Annotated in this window: 13 protein-coding genes and 1 tRNA gene; 12 read left to right on the forward strand and 2 right to left on the reverse strand. The window is 44.2% G+C overall.

The window, feature by feature from the left end; all coding sequences use genetic code 11:
* The first annotated feature begins 67 nt into the window (after positions 1-67).
* The 9 genes from leuS (at position 68) to AC6I1H_RS16870 (ending at position 11,539) form a co-directional block, all read left to right on the forward strand.
* Positions 68-2,518, forward strand: coding sequence for a leucine--tRNA ligase (leuS, locus tag AC6I1H_RS16830; protein WP_497738670.1), 2,451 nt, complete (start codon positions 68-70; stop codon positions 2,516-2,518).
* Positions 2,519-2,662: 144 nt separating this feature from the next.
* On the forward strand, positions 2,663-3,406 hold the full coding sequence (locus tag AC6I1H_RS16835; protein ID WP_497738671.1) for an ABC transporter ATP-binding protein: 744 nt from the start codon (positions 2,663-2,665) through the stop codon (positions 3,404-3,406).
* Positions 3,384-4,307 carry a SufB/SufD family protein gene (locus AC6I1H_RS16840; protein WP_497738672.1) on the forward strand — a complete coding sequence of 308 codons (924 nt, stop codon included), beginning with the start codon at positions 3,384-3,386 and terminating at the stop codon, positions 4,305-4,307. Before AC6I1H_RS16835 ends, AC6I1H_RS16840 begins: the two co-directional genes overlap by 23 nt.
* Entirely contained in the window at positions 4,304-5,920 is a 1,617-nt protein-coding gene (locus AC6I1H_RS16845) for a cobyric acid synthase (RefSeq protein WP_497738673.1), read from the forward strand. The genes AC6I1H_RS16840 and AC6I1H_RS16845 overlap by 4 nt, the downstream gene beginning before the upstream one ends.
* A gap of 230 nt (positions 5,921-6,150) precedes the next feature.
* A complete protein-coding gene (locus AC6I1H_RS16850) occupies positions 6,151-6,783 on the forward strand; it encodes a helix-hairpin-helix domain-containing protein (RefSeq protein WP_497738674.1) in 633 nt (210 codons plus the stop codon).
* Between the two features lie 43 nt (positions 6,784-6,826).
* Entirely contained in the window at positions 6,827-7,864 is a 1,038-nt protein-coding gene (selD, locus tag AC6I1H_RS16855; RefSeq protein WP_497738675.1) for a selenide, water dikinase SelD, read from the forward strand.
* Between the two features lie 240 nt (positions 7,865-8,104).
* A complete protein-coding gene (gene selA / locus AC6I1H_RS16860) occupies positions 8,105-9,499 on the forward strand; it encodes an L-seryl-tRNA(Sec) selenium transferase (RefSeq protein ID WP_497740844.1) in 1,395 nt (464 codons plus the stop codon).
* Complete coding sequence (gene selB, locus AC6I1H_RS16865; protein ID WP_497738676.1) at positions 9,487-11,412, forward strand: selenocysteine-specific translation elongation factor; 1,926 nt, start codon at positions 9,487-9,489, stop codon at positions 11,410-11,412. The genes selA and selB overlap by 13 nt, the downstream gene beginning before the upstream one ends.
* A gap of 32 nt (positions 11,413-11,444) precedes the next feature.
* Positions 11,445-11,539, forward strand: a tRNA-Sec gene (locus tag AC6I1H_RS16870).
* A gap of 49 nt (positions 11,540-11,588) precedes the next feature.
* Here AC6I1H_RS16870 and AC6I1H_RS16875 read toward each other — a convergent pair.
* Positions 11,589-12,779: an ornithine--oxo-acid transaminase gene (locus AC6I1H_RS16875; protein WP_497738677.1), complete on the reverse strand. Its 1,191-nt coding sequence runs from the start codon at positions 12,777-12,779 to the stop codon at positions 11,589-11,591.
* Between the two features lie 316 nt (positions 12,780-13,095).
* Between AC6I1H_RS16875 and lat the strand changes: the two genes are divergently transcribed.
* From lat to AC6I1H_RS16890, 3 genes are all read left to right on the forward strand, one after another.
* The gene (gene lat, locus AC6I1H_RS16880) at positions 13,096-14,424 is read left to right on the forward strand and encodes an L-lysine 6-transaminase (protein ID WP_497738678.1); all 1,329 of its coding nucleotides are present in this window, start codon (positions 13,096-13,098) and stop codon (positions 14,422-14,424) included.
* Between the two features lie 321 nt (positions 14,425-14,745).
* Positions 14,746-16,101 (forward strand): MATE family efflux transporter, encoded by a 1,356-nt coding sequence (locus tag AC6I1H_RS16885; protein ID WP_497738679.1) that lies wholly within the window; start codon positions 14,746-14,748, stop codon positions 16,099-16,101.
* Between the two features lie 211 nt (positions 16,102-16,312).
* Positions 16,313-17,272, forward strand: a complete 960-nt coding sequence (locus tag AC6I1H_RS16890; RefSeq protein ID WP_497738680.1) for a resuscitation-promoting factor — start codon at positions 16,313-16,315, stop codon at positions 17,270-17,272.
* 43 nt (positions 17,273-17,315) lie between these two features.
* Here the strand turns inward: AC6I1H_RS16890 and AC6I1H_RS16895 are convergent, their stop codons facing one another.
* Entirely contained in the window at positions 17,316-18,554 is a 1,239-nt protein-coding gene (locus AC6I1H_RS16895) for a D-alanyl-D-alanine carboxypeptidase family protein (protein WP_497738681.1), read from the reverse strand.
* Positions 18,555-18,593 lie beyond the last annotated feature (39 nt).

Below are 18,593 nucleotides of genomic sequence, written 5' to 3' on the forward strand. Positions count from 1 at the left end.
TCTCGTCCCTAAAGGGGATTGAGGAGCTTTTAAATTTTAAATTTTCACTTCAAAGGAGGATTTTGGCTTGAATTATGATTTTAAAGCCATCGAAAACAAGTGGCAAAAAAAATGGGCTGAACAAAAACTTTACAGAGCGGTAGAAGATTCGGAGAAACCCAAGTATTATTGCCTTGAGATGTTTCCTTATCCTTCAGGGAAACTTCACATGGGTCATGTGAGAAATTATTCCATTGGAGATGTGGTGGCAAGATTTAAAAGAATGAACGGCTACAATGTGCTGCATCCCATGGGGTGGGATGCCTTTGGCCTTCCCGCTGAAAATGCCGCCATAAAACATGGCATTCCGCCTTCAAAATGGACCTGGGATAATATCGACAACATGAGACGACAGCTTAAAAGCCTTGGTTTGAGTTACGACTGGGACCGGGAGGTGGCCACGTGCCATCCCGACTACTACAAATGGACCCAGTGGTTTTTCCTGAAACTCTATAAAATGGGACTTGCCTATCGCAAAAAGTCTTTTGTAAACTGGTGTCCATCCTGCGCCACAGTGCTTGCAAACGAGCAGGTGGTGGACGGCAGGTGTGAACGCTGCGGCACAGAGGTTGGGAAAAAGGATTTGGAGCAGTGGTTTTTTAAGATAACAGATTATGCCGATGAGTTGCTGGAAGATCTGAAAAAACTTCCAGGCTGGCCCGACAAAGTTAAGACTATGCAGGAAAACTGGATCGGCAGAAGTGAAGGCGTGGAGTTTTCCTTTACGGTTGAAGGGACCGAAGAAAAAATACCAGTTTTTACCACACGGCCTGATACCGTATATGGTGTTTCCTATATTGTTCTAGCACCAGAGCATCCTCTGGTGAATAAGCTTGCAGCCGGGACACCGCAGGAAAATGCGGTTAAGGAATTTCAGAAAAGAATTGAAAAATTAAATGAAATAACCAGAACATCCACTGAAACCGAAAAGGAAGGGATTTTTATCGGTGCCTATGCCGAAAACCCCATGAACGGCGAAAGAATTCCCATATGGACGGCCAACTATGTACTTTTGGAATATGGGACCGGCGCGGTTATGGGAGTGCCCGCCCACGACCAGAGGGATTTCGAATTTGCGAAAAAATATAACCTGCCGATAAAAGTGGTCGTATCGCCTCAGGGAGAAACTCCTGATGCAGCAGCGATGGTTGAAGCCTATGTGGGAAGGGGCATACTTGTTAATTCCGATAAATTTAACGGAATGGACAATACTGAAGCCATCCAGGCCATTGGTAAGTATATGGAACAGAAGGGAATAGGCCGCATCAAAGTAAACTACAGACTAAGAGACTGGCTCATTTCCCGCCAGAGATACTGGGGAGCGCCAATACCTATAATATATTGTGAAAAATGCGGCGTGGTGCCCGTACCGGAAAAAGACCTGCCGGTGATGCTTCCGCCAAATGTGGAATTTAATCCTAGAGGAACTTCGCCGCTCCTTGAATGCGAGGAATTTTTAAATACGATATGTCCCGAATGCGGAGGACCGGCCCGTCGGGAGACGGACACCATGGATACCTTCATGTGTTCCTCCTGGTACTATTATAGATACACGGATGCAAGAAATGCGCAAAAGCCCTTTGACAGGGAAAAGCTTGATTACTGGATGCCGGTGGATCAGTATATAGGCGGTGTTGAGCATGCTATACTGCATCTGATGTATTCCAGATTTTTCAACAAGGCTATGCGCGACGCAGGTCTTGTGCATGTCGATGAACCGTTTGTGAACTTGTTGACCCAGGGCATGGTGCTGAAAGATGGCGCCAAAATGTCCAAATCCCTTGGCAACATTGTGAGCCCGGAGGATATCATCGAGAAATATGGCGCCGATACTGCCAGGCTTTTCATCCTGTTTGCGTCGCCGCCGGAAAGAGATCTTGAATGGAGCGACCAGGGCGTGGAAGGTTGCTTCAGGTTCCTTCAGAGGGTATGGCGTCTGGTGGAAGAACTTTCTGAAAGAATTAATGAAGAAGATACGGCGTCAAAAACCGATAAAGATTTGCGCCGCCTGGTGCACAGGACCATAAAAAAGGTTACATCAGATATATCTGAAAGATTTAATTTCAATACGGCAATAAGTGCAATCATGGAAATGGTAAACGGCCTGTATGCGGTTAAAGATCAAAAAATTTCGGGAGCTGTCCTGAAAGAAGCGGTGGAAAACCTGCTCTTGCTGCTGGCACCCTTTGCCCCTCATATGACCGAGGAGCTGTGGGCAAGGATGGGCAAAGAGGAAAGCATCCACCTCATGCCGTGGCCAGAATACAGCGAAGAGGCTCTTGCTGAGGAAGAAATTGAAATAGTTGTTCAGGTAAACGGTAAATTGAAGTGCAAAATAAGCCTTCCGGCAGGCATTAGCGATGAAGAGATGAAGCAGCGGGCTCTTAGCAGTGAAAAACTGAAGCCGCATATAGAGGGCAAAGAAGTGGTAAGGGTGATTACCGTTCCTGGTAAACTTGTAAATATAGTGGTAAAGTAAGCTTTTTAAGCCGGCAAACCCGGCTTCTTTTTTTAATTTATTATTTTATTTATTATAAGCTTGAATGTTGTAATCTCAAACGAAGTAAGGTAAAATAGTCTTAGATTACTATAAAGCGATATTTGTGGGAAGAGGATGAGGTTAATGTTGAAAATACAGTCTTTAAACCTTGATATTTCCAATGGTTCTGGTGATGTATCGATTCTAAAGAATATCAATATAGAACTGGAGGATAACAAGTTTTATGCTCTAACCGGCCCCAATGGCGGAGGGAAGACTTCCCTGGCCCGGGCCATAATGGGCATTTATAAGGTAACGAGCGGCAAAATTTATCTTGACGGCATCGATATTACGGATTTTAATATTACTGAAAGGGCTAAAGCCGGTATCAGTTATGCTTTTCAAAATCCTCCCCGTTTCAAGGGCCTTAAGGTGAGGGACCTTCTGAAAATTTCCTCCGGCGGTAAGGATACAGATTTTGCTCGATTGAGGGCTGTGGGTCTATGCCCTCAGGACTATCTAGGCAGAGAATGCGACAGCAGCCTTTCGGGGGGCGAAATAAAAAGGATCGAACTTGCCACGGTGCTGGCCAGGCCTTCCAGGATAGTGATATACGATGAACCCGAAGCCGGAGTTGACCTGTGGAGTTTTGAAAAACTGCTCGGCCTGATTAAAAAATACCATTTGCGAGGAGGAGTTACCAGCATAGTAATAACCCATCATGAAAAGGTGCTATCTCTTGCCGATGAAATAATCCTCATGGCGGAAGGCGAGATAAAAGAGCGGGGAGCCAGAGATGAAATGTGGGATGCTCTGAAGGGTGATTTCAAATGCCGCTGGCAGCAAAATTGCGGAGGTGACGAAGATGCCATTGAATGCTATAGATAATGAACTTTTAAAAACAGTAGCCGACCTTCACAGTATTCCTTCCGGAGCTTTTAACATTCGCAAGGATGGTCAGGGCGTGGAAAGAAGGTCGTCGGCTCATATACAGGTAAGCCCGAAAACGGACAAACCCGGCATAAATATCTTTGTGTCTCCGGGCACAAAAAACGAAGCGGTCCATATACCGGTATTGATTACCCTTTCAGGAATTGTGGATGTGGTGTATAATACCATCGAAATAGGCGAAGGAGCGGATGTCACGGTAGTGGCGGGATGCGGGATACATAACCCGGGTTCAAAAAGGTCTCAGCATGATGGCATCCATGAGATTATAGTCCATAAAGGTGCCAGGATGAAATATGTTGAAAAGCACTACGGCGGTGGCGATGGTACCGGTGAAAGGGTACTGAACCCGAAGACCATTCTAATTATGGAAAAAGATTCTGTGGTGGAGATGGAACTGACTCAGATAAAGGGCGTTGACAGTACCGTCCGCGATACAAAGGCAAAACTTGCGGAACGCGCGAGCCTGACCATTATTGAGCGACTTTTGACTCACGACCATCAGGAGGCGGTATCGGATATTCTCATAGAGCTGGAAGGAGAAGGCAGCAATGCAAAGGTGATATCACGTTCTGTGGCAAAAGACGATTCAAAACAGGTTTTCCGCCCTGTAATGGTGGCCAGAGCCTCAGCAAGAGGCCACGTCGAGTGCGATTCCATCATCATGGACCGGGGCAGAATAAGCTCTTCCCCAGCCATATCTGCCGAGCACCCCGATGCCCAGCTTACGCACGAAGCCGCCATTGGAAAAATTGCAGAGGAACAGTTGATGAAGCTGGAGACTCTGGGACTTTCGGAAAAAGAAGCCGAAGACGTCATATTGAGGGGCTTTCTGCAATGAGTGCACGATGCATCATGGTGCAGGGAACCGGGTCATCGGTGGGCAAAAGCCGCATAGTGGCTGGGCTGTGCAGGGTGTTTAAACAGGATGGGTATAAAGTGGCGCCTTTTAAATCCCAGAACATGGCTTTGAATTCTTTTATAACCCGGGAAGGTCTGGAAATGGGCAGAGCCCAGGTGGCGCAGGCGGAAGCCTGCGGTGTGGAACCTTCGGTTCTAATGAATCCTGTGCTTTTAAAACCCAGTTCTGATAAAAACTGTCAGGTAATAATCATGGGAAAGGTATACGGCAACCTTTCCGCCATGGATTATCATGAGTTCAAGCCGAAGCTGCTTGAAACAGTAAAAAGGGCTTATGACATGCTTGCCGAGCAAAACGACATAATAGTTATAGAAGGAGCGGGCAGCCCCGCTGAGATTAACCTCAGGGATCGGGATATAGTCAATATGGGGATGGCCGAACTGGTGGATGCTCCGGTCATACTTGTAGGGGACATTGATAAAGGGGGAGTTTTTGCTTCCCTGGCAGGCACCATGCTGCTTTTAAACGAAAGCGAAAGGAGCCGGATAAAAGGCGTCATCATTAATAAGTTCAGGGGAGATCTGGAGATTTTAAAACCGGGCCTTGAGATGCTGGAAAACATTATAGAAAGGCCTGTACTTGGCGTGGTACCATACACCGATATATATGTGGATGAGGAAGATTCGCCGGAAGCCGAGATTTATAGAATGAAATATTTAAAGAGGCAAGCAAAAGGTTTAGCTTCCAACGATGCAGGACTGCACTCAAGTGAAGTAGTGATAAAAGTGCTCTGCCTTCCCCATATATCCAATTTTACTGATTTTGTGCCTCTGGCCGAATATCCCGGTGTTAATCTGACCTATATCAAAAAAGGCATGACCATCGGCGAAGCCGATGCGGTTATTATTCCCGGGACAAAAAACACCCTGGAAGATTTGGCGGCTGTTAAATCTCAGGGTTGGCATGAAGAAATCAGGAAACTATATAAAGAAGGAGCGGTAATAGTAGGAATATGCGGCGGGTATCAGATGCTGGGGAAAACCATAAGAGACCCGAATCATATTGAAGGAAGCATAGAGCAAAGCGAAGGCCTGGGCTTGCTGGATGTTCATACACAGATAGAAATGGAAAAGGTGACCACAAGAATTTCCGGAAAAGTACCGGAGGGTCTGCCGGGGCTTGCCGGAGCTCTGGGCGGTTCGCAGGTGGATGGTTATGAGATACACATGGGCAAAACCATATCTGATGGAAATTACCCAGGCTTTGTGCTTATTCAAAAGCGCCTGGAGAAAGACGTATACATTATAGACGGCTGTGTGAGTTTCGATGGCCGGATTTTGGGTACCTACATCCATGGTATTTTCGACAGCAACCAATTTACCTCCAGATTTGTCGGTTATTTAAAAAGGCAAAAATGCCATTCTACCGGGAGTGTTTTAAATGATATAAACGATATCGGATTTAATCCAGAGGACGCATTCGACTTCGCGAAATTCAAACAGAAAGAGTACGACCGGTGGGCCGATGTTGTGCGAAAAAACCTGGATATAGGTAAGATATATAAAATAGTAGATTTAGATCGTAATAATTGAATTAGTTAAGCCTAACCCTAAACTTGCTAGATATCGGAGGCCAGATGTCGGATTAAGTTGGATTTGCCGCACAACAGATGCCGGAAATCAGATTTCGGATGTCAGATGTTAAATTTAAGTATGGATTTGTGGACTTCAATCCAATATTTCTATCTGGTCTCTGATTACCAAATTCCGGGCTCTGTTTTATGTCCAACCTCCAGTTTCTGATAAATGCGGGAGAGGATTAAATGTTCAATTTAAGCGATAGAGAAAAAATTTTATTGGGACTTTTACTGGCGACCATTATCATCAGCGGAGGGCTTGTTTATTATGCTTTTCACGAAAAAAACGCCGATGTAGCTTTTAAATTGCAGGAAGGTCCTGCAATACCGGTTACCGCACCGGTAACTCAGGAACAGCCTAAAAAAGTGGTAGTATACGTCACCGGTGCCGTCAAGAATCCCGGAGTATATACTCTGGAAGACGGTATGAGAGTGAAAGACGCCATTGATTTGGCGGGAGGAGTCCTCCCCGAAGCAGATCTTCTGCGCCTGAATCTTGCTCAAAAGCTCCATGATGAGGATAAATTATATGTCCCTAAAATTGGAGAAATTATGAGCGAATCGCAGACACAGCAAAGCACTGCAGGCGCAAGTGGTACAGCGGGCATAACTTCTTTAAGCGATGGGAAAATAAACATAAACACCGCAGGGCTTTCTGAACTGGATACACTGCCTGGTATAGGCCCCGCTACGGCTCAGAAAATCATAGATTACAGAACTCAGAATGGTCCTTTTAAATCCATAGATGATATTAAAAACGTCTCCGGAATAGGAGACAAGAAGTTCGAGCAGATTAAAGATAAAATAAAAGTTGACTGATCTGCTAGTAGTCGACGAAATAATGGAAGGAGGTATTCAACCCATGCAGAAAGTTAAACTTACCAAACTTACCTGCAGCTCCGGGTGAGCGGCGAAGCTTGGCCCCGACGCCCTGTCGCAGGTCCTGCGGCAGCTACCAGTAATAAAAAATGAAAATCTTCTGGTGGGACTCGACACCTCCGATGATGCGGCGGTATATAAAATAAATGACGACCTTGCCATTATCCATACTGTGGATTTTTTTACGCCTGTTGTAAACGACCCGTATACATTCGGTCAGATTGCTGCATGCAATGCGTTGAGCGATATATATGCCATGGGAGGAAAACCGCTCCTTGCTTTAAATGTGGTGGCTTTTCCGGAACAATTGGTGGAAAATGTACTGGCAGATGTCTTGAAGGGCGGAAGTGACAAAGTGTTAGAAGCGGGTGCCGTAGTGGGAGGAGGCCATTCCATAAAAAGTAACGAACCCATCTACGGCTTGTCTGTTTTAGGTGAGGTTTCTCCCAAAGAAATTTTAACCAATGCCGGTTCAAAACCAGGCGATGTATTAATACTCACGAAACCTCTTGGGATTGGAGTGGCTACCACCGCTCTGAAAGCTGACATGCTTGATAAAGAAACTGAAAAACAAGTTGTTCAAATCATGTCTACCCTAAACAAGCAGGCATCTCTCGCCGCCGTACAAATTGGTGTAAATGCCGTAACAGATATAACTGGCTTTGGACTTTTAGGCCATGCCTTCGAAATGGCGGAAGCCTCAAAAGTAACCCTGCGGTTGAAAGCTGAAGCCCTTCCCATACTTTCAGGCATGGAGCGACTGGCGGAGATGGGACTTTTACCAGCAGGATTGTATCATAATAAAAATTTCCTGAAAGATAAGGTCAATATAAGTTCCGGGGTGCCTGAAACATTGGTAGATTTGACTTTCGACCCACAGACTTCCGGTGGCCTTCTTATTTCAGTGAGCGAGAATAGAGCTTCAGCACTGCTCGCTCTTCTAAAACAAAGCGGGGTTGCAGATGCAGCACCCATAGGAAGAGCGGTGGAGTCTGAAGATTACAGGATAGTATTGGAGTAAGAATATGCGACGTAAAATTTGATTTCAGTATAAAAAGTTACTCTTCTGCCGGAGATGGCTCAGCACCGCAGTCCTCTGCTGCTTTTTTCAGAAGCCAGAAGTTAGAAGTCTGAATAGAACGAATTTGCGAATGGCAAATTCTAACTTAATCTGATATTTGGCATCCCATATCCGAAAAATTTTGTATCCCTTTTTGCTTTTCTCTCAAAAGAGGTGTGTTATTTGGATAAGAACTTTTTTATGAAGAAGCTTCCTAAAATAGCCGACCTCCTGGAAGAGGCCGAAATAAAAGACTTGATACTAAGGTTAAATAAAATCTATGTTACTAATGTGCTAAGGGAAAGCCTTGAATCCATCCGTTTAAAAATGCTTACGATGATAGAAGATGGAAATGTTCCTGACAGAAGTGAAGAAGATTTGAAGAAAGAAGTTATTTCCCTGGCAATCAACAAGTTGAGTTTTTCCCCATACAGTTTGAAACCTGTCATAAATGCCACAGGTGTGGTGCTTCATACCAATTTGGGGAGAGCGCCTCTTCCCGAAGAAGCATTGAAAAGAATACAAATGGTGGCTTCCGGATATTCAAATCTGGAATTCGACCTGAGTATAGGTGAGAGGGGAGAAAGATACAGCCATGTCCGGGAACTCTTATGCGATATAACCGGCGCCGAAGACGCCCTGGTGGTAAACAACAATGCGGCTGCGGTACTTCTCTGTCTTTCCGCCATAGCGTCCGGCCGGGAAGTGGTGATTTCCCGGGGGCAACTGGTAGAAATAGGCGGAAGCTTTAGGATTCCAGATGTCATGGCTCAGAGCGGAGCAAAGCTGGTGGAAGTGGGTACTACCAACAAAACCAACATTAGAGATTATGAAATGGCCATAAATGAAAATACTGCGCTTTTATTAAAAGTACACACCAGCAACTTTAAACAGATAGGTTTTACTTCCCAGGTAACAGACGAGGAATTAAAAGCTCTTGGGGAAAAATACAACCTGCCGGTGATGGAAGACCTGGGAAGCGGAGTGTTGCTTGATATGAGGTCTTTCGGTTTTTCGGAAGAACCCAGAGTTCAGGATTCGGTAAGGGCAGGTATGGACCTGATAACCTTTAGCGGCGACAAACTTCTGGGTGGGCCACAGGCGGGAATAATCCTGGGGAAAGCGGAATACATTTCCGTAATTAAAAGCCATCCCCTCAATAGAGTAGTGCGCATTGATAAACTCACCCTGGCGGCTCTGGAGGCAGTATTGCGACTTTATAAGGATGGACGGTGGAAGCATATTCCGGTGCTGGCCATGCTTATGGAATCCATAGATGATATGGAGGACCGGGCCCAAAAACTTGCCGAAGGGGTAAAGGAGGTCTTAAACGAAAAAGGGAGGGTAGAGATCATAAATGATGTTACACAGGCGGGTGGAGGTTCTCTGCCGGGTGTGGAGATTCCTACCAAATGCGTTGGAATAAGTGTTGATGGAATTTCACCGGAGGAGATGGCAAAAAGGCTGCGACAAGTTTCTTTTCCAGTGGTGGCAAGGGTGAAAAAAGACAAGTTGTTATTCGACTTGAGGACAATTTCAGAAAAAGAAATAGAAAAGATTGTAGAGATGGTGGGAAAAGCAATATGGGCAACATAATACTGGGCACCGCCGGTCATATCGATCATGGCAAAACTACACTTATTAAGTCTCTTACAGGGATCAACACCGACAGGCTGAAGGAAGAGCAAAAGAGGGGCATAACCATAGAACTAGGCTTTGCCCACATGACCCTTCCTTCGGGTCGCACGATAGGTATTGTGGATGTGCCAGGCCATGAAAAATTCATTAAAAACATGCTGGCCGGGGCCGGCGGTATAGACATGGTACTGATGGTGATTGCCGCTGATGAGGGAATAATGCCTCAGACCCGAGAACATCTGAACATATTGAAATTGTTGAATGTTAAAAGAGGAATTGTTGTGCTGACAAAAAAGGACCTGGTCGATGAAGAGTGGCTGGAAATGGTGACGGAGGAAGTAAGGAAAGAAATTAAAGGGACTTTTCTGGAAGGTTCCCCCATCATCTCCGTGTCTTCCACCACAGGCGAAGGGTTACAACGACTGATAGCAGCAATAGATGAGATGAGCAGTGGCGAAATCTTAAAGGACCTGGAATCTCCATTCCGCCTGCCCATCGACAGGGTTTTTTCCTTACAGGGTATAGGTACTGTTGTAACGGGCAGTCTGATCTGCGGCACCGTGAAAACCGGCGATGAAGTCGCGATTTTTCCAGAAGGGCTTACCACGCGGGTAAGGTCCATTGAAGTTCACGGCCAGAGTCGTTATAAAGCCGAAGCCGGGCAGAGAACCGCCCTTAACCTCGCTAATGTGAAGATTGGTGATATTCGGCGGGGCGATGTGGTAGCGCCTTTTGGGACGCTTTTTTCAGTTACAAAAGCTTACGCATATTTAAAACTCATAGACGATGCTCCGTCACCTTTAAAAAACAGGGCAAGGATACGGTTCCATATCGGGACCAAAGAAGCCCTGGCGAGGGTTGACTTGCTCGATAGAGATGAACTTTTTCCGGGAGAAGGCGCTTTTGTGCTGTGGTTGATGGAAGAGCCCATAGCTTGCGCATATAATGACTATTATGTCATAAGAAGCTATTCGCCCGCCACTACCATCGGAGGAGGTCGAATTCTTTTCGTTAACCCCAGACGTATAAAGAAAAAAGAATGCCTTAAAGAGATAAAAGAAGCGCTGAAAAATACCTCTTCGGGAGGGATAAAGGACTTTGCCGTTGCTTTATTGGGGACTTTTGGCAGAGAATACCTTAGTTTGCGGGATATGTGCCCTTATGTGGGAAAAAATGTAAAGCAAATGGAAGAGATTGCGAAAGCATTAATTTTTGAAGGTAAAGTAGTATTACTAAAAGTTTCGGGAGAAGAAATCCTCTTTGATAAAACATATTACGGCAATATTACCAATGAAACGCTTGCCATAATTGAAGATTATCATAGAAAATTTCCACTCAGCGAAGGTATCGCCAGAGAGGAGCTCAGAAGCAGAGCGAGTATTGAACCGGCTATATTTGATTCTTTGATGGAAAAATGGGCAAATGAAGGTCTGATAGAGAGCAAAGGGAATATCGTAAAGAAAAAGGAGTTTTCTGTTGTAATGAGTCCCATCCAACGTCAAATCTCAGAGACAATACTCAACATTTTTTTAGAAGGTGGTTGGACTCCGCCTGCTATCGACGAAGTATTGTCAAGATTTCCTTATCGGGAGAAAGATGTAAAGGAAGTGCTTTTCAGACTTATCGAGGAGGGGAAAATAATAAAAATCAATGAAGAAATCTATATGTCCGTCCAATGGGTAGAAAAAGCCCTTCATCTTCTGCAACATTATTTTGTGGAAAACAGAGAGCTGACTGTATCAGCTTTCAGGGATATGCTGGGGGTTTCCCGCAAATTTACCTTGCCTTTGCTCGAGTATATGGATGGCATCAAGGCTACAAGGCGCGTAAAAGATGTGAGGATAGCCGGAAGCAACCTTTACAATGGTTGAAAAAAGCCGTATTATCTGTTAGAATATCAATTGGGAGTAGATAGGTCCTGGTGGGCCTTCCGGTCTTCAAAACCGGCATCGGGGGTAAAACCTCCGAGGTGGGTTCAATTCCCACATGCTCCCGCCAGCTGGAAAAATAACGAGGCTGTTGAAATCATGAACAGCCTCGCTGATATTTATCCTAGTACCGCTTTTATCTTTTCCACAGCCCAGTCAATTTCTTCTTTTGTTATAATCAAAGGTGGGGCAAACCGGATAACGGTTTCATGGGTATCTTTGCACAGCAGACCCAGTTCCATCAATTTTTCACAGTAAGGTCTTACATTTTTATCGAGCTCGATTCCTATCAAAAGGCCCTTTCCGCGTATTTCTCTGATGGAGGGATTTTTTATCTGCTTTAGCTTGCCCATGAAATATTCGCCCATTTCAAGGGATCTTTGAACCAGATTTTCTTCCTGTATGACATCAAGAGCGGCAATAGCGCAGGCGCAGGCTAAAGGGTTTCCCCCAAAGGTTGAGCCATGAGAACCCGGCTCGAAAACACCCAGAATGTCTTCATTGGCTGCCACTACAGAAATAGGAACTATGCCGCCTCCCAGAGCTTTACCGAGAATATAGACATCGGGTACCACATTTTCCCAGTCACAAGCAAAAAGCTTGCCTGTACGACCAAGGCCCGTCTGGATTTCGTCGGCCATAAAGAGTATGTTGTTCTTTTTACAAAGTTCATATGCTTCTTTCAAAAACCCTTCTTTCGGTATCTTGATTCCGCCTTCACCCTGGATGGGTTCTACCAGAAAAGCGGCTGTATTTGCCGATATAGCAGTATTTAATGCATTTATGTCCCCGTAGGGGATAATCTTAAAACCGGGAGTAAAGGGGCCGAATCCACGCTTATAGTCTTCATCGGAGGAAAAGGAGATTATTGTGGTAGTACGGCCGTGGAAATTACCCTCACACACAATGATTTCCGCTTGATTTTCTTGAACTTTTTTTACATCATAAGCCCACCGCCGGGCGGCCTTGATAGCTGTCTCGACGGCTTCGGCCCCGGAATTCATAGGAAGTATCATATTTTTACCGGTTATATCCGCCACTTTTTTGCAGAAAGGTCCCAGCTTATCATTGTAAAAAGCTCTTGAAGTCAGGGTGACCCTGTCTGCCTGCTCCTTCAGGGCGGCAATGATTTTTGGATGCCTGTGACCCTGATTGACGGCGGAGTAGGCGCTCAGCATGTCCATATAGCGATTGCCGGCCGGGTCTTCTACCCATACACCTTCGGCACGGGAAATGACTATGGGCAGCGGATGATAATTATGAGCGCTGTATTTCTCGGTGATATTGATGATATCTTGATTATTTGACAATGGAAATACCCCCTACAATAATTTATTATTATTCAAATATATGAATAATAATACACTTATAAAACTAGGATGTCAAGTTATTAAAATTAAAAATCAGCAATTAACTGCCCAATATTGAGCAATTGAATTGCAATATTACCAGCATTTTTTTGAATAAATACAAGAAAATTAACCATGTGACGATGGCATTAAACTTGCAAAAGAATAAACATATCGAAAAAATTGTGAAATACGGACAACAAAAGAAAGGGGGTCATGTTCAAAAACAGGTAATATCTTGTAATTAATTATTATTTTTAAGACAAGGAGGATTATAATGGTTAGACCGCAGGAAGTTCTTTCGACGCTGGAAAAGTATATTCTGGTGGATGGTTTCCCTATAGTGCTGGACCTGGAAAAATCTTATGGAAGCCACATAATAGACGCCAGAGATAACACGGATTGGTTGGATTTCTATACCTTTTTTGCTTCATCGCCTCTGGGCATAAACCATCCCAAACTTGCCAATGACGAATTCAAAGAAAGAGTTTTTAGGGCGGCTGTGAATAAAGTTGCCAATTCGGATATTTATACAGTGGAAATGGCCGACTTTGTAAAGACCTTTATGGAAGTGGCTGCGCCGGAAGGTTACACGCATCTGTTTTTAATAGATTATGGCACTCTGGCAGTTGAAAATGCTCTTAAAGTAGCAATGGACTGGAAGGTACGCAAGAATATTGCAAAAGGATACAAAGAGAGCGCCGAAAAAGGCACAAAGGTAATTCATTTCAAAGAAGCCTTCCACGGCCGCAGTGGATATACTCTTTCTCTCACCAATACGGCAGACCCGAGAAAATATATGTACTTTACCAAATTTAATGATTGGCCCAGGGTATTAAATCCCAAGATAGTATGGCCTCTGGAGGAACATCTTGAAGAGGTTATAAAAGCAGAGGAAGAGTCGCTGGGCCAGATAAAGGCAGCCATAAAGGATAATCCTGATGACATCTGTGCCATCATTATTGAGACTATCCAGGGCGAAGGTGGCGACAATCATTTCAGACCGGAATTTTTCCGGAAACTAAGAGATATCTGCGATGAAAGCGACATCATGTTGATTTTCGATGAAGTACAGTGCGGGATGGGTATAACGGGCAAGATGTGGGCATGGCAGCACTATGGAGTAAAACCCGACATTTTTGCCTTTGGCAAAAAAGCCCAGGTATGCGGCATCCTGGCGAACGATCGCGTGGATGAAGTCGAAAATAACTGTTTTGTGGAAAGCAGCCGCATAAATTCCACCTGGGGCGGAAACCTGACCGACATGGTCCGCTCCACAAGGATACTGGAGATAATAAAAGAAGATAATGTTTTGGACCATGCAAATAAAATTTCTGGAGTATTGCATGAACATCTGCATGCGCTGGAAAGAGAATTTCCGGAACTTATAAGCAATGTGAGATATAAAGGGCTAATGGCGGCTTTCAGCTTGCCGAACCCGGCGCTGAGAGACAAATTCCGTCAGGCTTGCTATGAAGAGAAGATGCTGGTGCTGCCTTCAGGTACTCATAGCATCCGCTTCAGACCAATTCTTACTGTGACTGAAGAAGATCTAAACGACGGATATGAAAGAATGAGAAAGGCATTAAAAAAGATTAGCATATGATGAAAAATGTTTTAACTTTAGGACAGGTCATAAACAGTCAAGACCTGTCCCTTTATTTTGGTTTAAAAAGTCACTTCTCTATCGGAGATGGACCGGCACCGCCGTTGTCTGCCGCTCTTTCAGAAGCCAGAAGTCAGAAGTCGGAATAGAAAGAATTTACGAGTTACAAATTCCAACTTAATCTGACATCTGGCATCCGGCATCTGGCATCTGAAATCAATATTGGCAAAACCCGTATGGCATGTGATATAATAATACATATGAGTCTGATGCGGCAAGTAACTTTTCAGAGATAATAAATATGATAAAGAGAGGTAATTCATGGGAAAAATAGAAAATGATCTAAGCATTACTTTTATAAGAAAGGAAATTTTCCATCTTGCATGGCCTGCCATTATGGAGATGGTGCTGCATACCGCAGTATGGATTTTTGATACTGCCATGGTGGGACGGTTAAGCGCCGAAGCTTTAAGTGCGGTAGGTCTTGGCGGGCAGTTGGCCTATACCGTGACTTTTATTTTCGCTGCTATCGGAGTAGGGACATCGGCTATGGTTGCCCGTTTCACGGGATCTGGAGAGACCGAAAAAGCAGATCATGCAGCAGGGCAATCTTTTTTGATAGCCTGTACGATAGGACTTTTTCTAGGGGTTTTAAATTATTCGGGCGCCGAATTATTCTTTTCTTATATCATGAGAGATTCCGAAGTAGTATTAAAGGGTATAAATTATATGAAAATAGTGTCGGTAGGTGTCGTGTTTATGGTCCCCACCCTGGTAATGAATTCCGCCCTGCGCGGAGCGGGCAACACCAAACTCCCAATGATTTCAGCGCTGGTAGCTAATACGGTTAATATAATTGGAGATTATGTACTGATTTTCGGTCATTTCGGCTTTCCCCGATGGGAAGTTAGCGGAGCGGCCTTTGCAACAACTCTTGCCCAGATTTGCGGTGCGGCAATTACCATGGGCTATGTCATCTGGCCAAAAAGTGAAGTAAGATTAAAAATGCGGGATATAATACATATTGATCCTAATACATTGAAACAAATTATATCATTGAGCATTCCGGCTTCACTGGAGGAATTTTCATACAGCGGCAGCCGGCTTATTTCCTCCATGTGGATTGCACACCTGGGAACACTGGCCTTTGCCGCAAATCAGGTAGCGGTCAGTGCTGAGTCCATGTCTTTTATGCCCGGTTACGGATTTTCGGTAGCCGCGTCCACCCTTGTGGGTCAGAACCTAGGGGCAAAACGGGAGAAAACCGCTGAAATCAGCGGCTGGGAAGCCATGAGATTCTCAACACTATTGATGGGTTTTGTGGGTGCTGTATTCTTTTTATTTCCCGGATGGTTGATGGGATTTTTCACAAACATAAAGGAAATTCGCGACCTGGCAGTCGTCTGTATAAAGATAGGAGCTTTTGAGCAGCCTACCATTGCCGTTTCAATGACTCTAGGCGGTGCTCTGAAAGGGGCCGGAGATACTAAAGGGACATTTCTTGTCACGCTGGTAAGTACATGGTTGATAAGATTGCCGCTCATATTTCTTGTGATTTTTATTCTGGGCAAAAGTCTTGAATATGTTTGGATGGCGACAGTAACTCAATTTTTTGTAGAAGCCCTTTTGATAGGTTACAGATTTCGGAAAGGCAGATGGAAAAAGATTGTATTATAAGCCGGCCACCTAAATTGTTCGATAATGGCAGGCACATTATCATAAAATAACCACGCTTTATGAAAATATATTTGACAGACTTAAAGAAAACTGATATAAATTATAGAGAAAATTTTTGGATATTTTAACTGAAACAGGTAATAATATATATTAAAAGGATTTTTGATGTTTGTGTCGAATAATTAATATATATTTTCAAAGGGGGAATACTGTGACTTTATTCAAGACCCGCCGGGCGATATTCTGTATGGTAATTATTTTGGTATTTGCCGGGGCCGTGGGAAGCTATTCTTACCTTGAAAAGGATGTAGTCGTTCAAGTAGATGGGAAAACATTTAATATATCCACCTTTGCCCACACGGTTGGCGAGGCGCTTAAAGAGGCGGATATAAAGGTAATCCCGGAAGACGAAATTACACCTGGAATTGACGAAAGACTGAAAGATGGTTTGGGTATCCGGATAAAAAGAGCTTTTGATGTAAAAATATTATCTGACGGTAAAGAATACACGGTAAAGACTCAACCTGATACGGTGGCCAATCTCCTGGCAAAAGCCGACATTTTAGTCGGGGAAAAAGATAAAGTAAAACCGCAGCTTGATACATACATCAGCGCACCGACTGAAGTGGTTGTTACCAGGGTGAATCAAAAGGTCGTCGAAGAAATTAAAACCATTGCTTATGAAACTGTGACCAGAAAGGATCCCAACATTCCCCTAGGTCAGAAAAAGGTATTACAGGAAGGCGAAAACGGTCAGGAGAAAATAGTGACCACACTAATTTTTGAAAACGGCCAGGTTGTTTCGAAAAATACTACAAGCACCGTGATAAAACCGGCCAAGCCAAGAATTGTACTTACCGGCTCCATGCTGATAGCATCCCGTGGAGGAGTTGACTTTGCCTATACAAAAAAACTCAGAATGCTGGCTACGGCCTATACTCATACTGGCAATCTAACGGCAATGGATACCAAACCCAGAGTTGGAGTGGCGGCTGTGGACCCTGATGTTATACCTCTTGGCTCGAGGCTTTATATTGACGGTTACGGTTTTGCCCGTGCAGAGGATACCGGGGGAGCCATAAAAGATAATAAAATCGATCTTTTTATGGAATCCCGGGCAGAAGCCAATCGCTTTGGAAGAAAATGGGTTACAGTTTATGTATTAAAATGAAAAGGGCTTATGATAGCCCTTTTCTTGTTTATGTATGACTTTTTTATCTATATTTTTTGACATAGGATATATAATACCTCCGATTTCTATGTCTTCTATAACGTCTTATACCCACCATCACTCTGAACGGAGCATAAAAGCCCAGGGATATTACTCCCAGCCAGAACCACCATAAAGTATACAATTTTCTGGGAATGTTTTCTACCGCCACCAGAGGGATACTTCCTATCTTTTGAGCGTCTTGAAAAATTTCCAGTTCTCCTAAAATTTCACCTTTTTTAACAGGAGCTTTAATGTCGGGTTTCAGCACCGTCCTGGTGGTTATTGAATTGGTTCCTTTTGGTACCACTGTTGAAAAATCTCCATCGGTTTCCATTTCCACGGTATCACCGTATTTTACCTTTTCTGAAGCTATTATCTTGCCCTTTTCTACGACATCTATCGGCTCAAAATTATCAAATCCATAATTTAATAGAGTTTCGGCGTCGGCCCATATGCTTTTTCCCCGGGATTTCAAAACAACCGCAATAAGCTGCCAACCGTTTTTCGTAGCGGATGCGACAAGGGTCTGACCGGCAGAATGGGTATATCCGCTCTTTATCCCGTCGGCACCCTCGTAATTCCAGAGAAGTTTATTTAGGTTAATCAGCCTGCGATTCCACTCTTTTCCCTGCCAAGGGATATCAAAGTTTTTTGTAGCCACCATTTTTCTGAATTCCGGGAAGTTTAAAAGAGCGTATCTAGCTATTAGCGCCATGTCATAGGCGGTCGTCAGATGGCCTTCGGCAGGCAGACCGTTTGGGTTTACAAATGTGGTGTCCATGGCGCCGATTTCTCTCGCTTTTTCATTCATCATTTTTACAAAAGAAGGCACGTCGCCGCCGATATGTTCGGCTATGGCAATGGCCGCATCGTTGGCTGAGTTTAAAAGCATGGCATATAGCATTTGTTCCAGTGTCAATTTTTCGCCTTCCTCAAGATATATTCTGGTACCGTCAGCCAGAGGAGGCTCTTTTCCGGTAATTACTGTATCGGTCAGCTTTCCCTTTTCCAGTGCGACAATCGCTGTCATAATTTTGGTGATGCTGGCGGGTTCCATACGGACATGCGAATTTTTATCGTAAAGCACTTTTCCTGTTTTGACATCTATCAATATGCCTGTTTCACCCGTAATGGTCGGAGGAGAACTGGGATCTGTCAAAGCGGGTTCTGCTGATGCATCTGCCATAAAAAAGACCATTACAAAAACCATGATAATAAATAAACTTACAGTTTTCTTCATTTGTCATCTCCTATGTAAAAGTATTTATGTTTTAAGTAT

The organism is Biomaibacter sp. TOL, assembly GCF_059717795.1.

Coding starts and splice junctions, on each gene's coding strand:
- AC6I1H_RS16885 (WP_497738679.1), top strand. CDS start 14,746: ATGGGAAAAATAGAAAATGATCTAAGCATTACTTTTATAAGAAAGGAA.
- selA (WP_497740844.1), top strand. CDS start 8,105: ATGAAGAAGCTTCCTAAAATAGCCGACCTCCTGGAAGAGGCCGAAATA.
- AC6I1H_RS16850 (WP_497738674.1), top strand. CDS start 6,151: ATGTTCAATTTAAGCGATAGAGAAAAAATTTTATTGGGACTTTTACTG.
- AC6I1H_RS16895 (WP_497738681.1), bottom strand. CDS start 18,554: ATGAAGAAAACTGTAAGTTTATTTATTATCATGGTTTTTGTAATGGTC.
- AC6I1H_RS16845 (WP_497738673.1), top strand. CDS start 4,304: ATGAGTGCACGATGCATCATGGTGCAGGGAACCGGGTCATCGGTGGGC.
- selB (WP_497738676.1), top strand. CDS start 9,487: ATGGGCAACATAATACTGGGCACCGCCGGTCATATCGATCATGGCAAA.
- AC6I1H_RS16835 (WP_497738671.1), top strand. CDS start 2,663: ATGTTGAAAATACAGTCTTTAAACCTTGATATTTCCAATGGTTCTGGT.
- lat (WP_497738678.1), top strand. CDS start 13,096: ATGGTTAGACCGCAGGAAGTTCTTTCGACGCTGGAAAAGTATATTCTG.
- AC6I1H_RS16840 (WP_497738672.1), top strand. CDS start 3,384: ATGCCATTGAATGCTATAGATAATGAACTTTTAAAAACAGTAGCCGAC.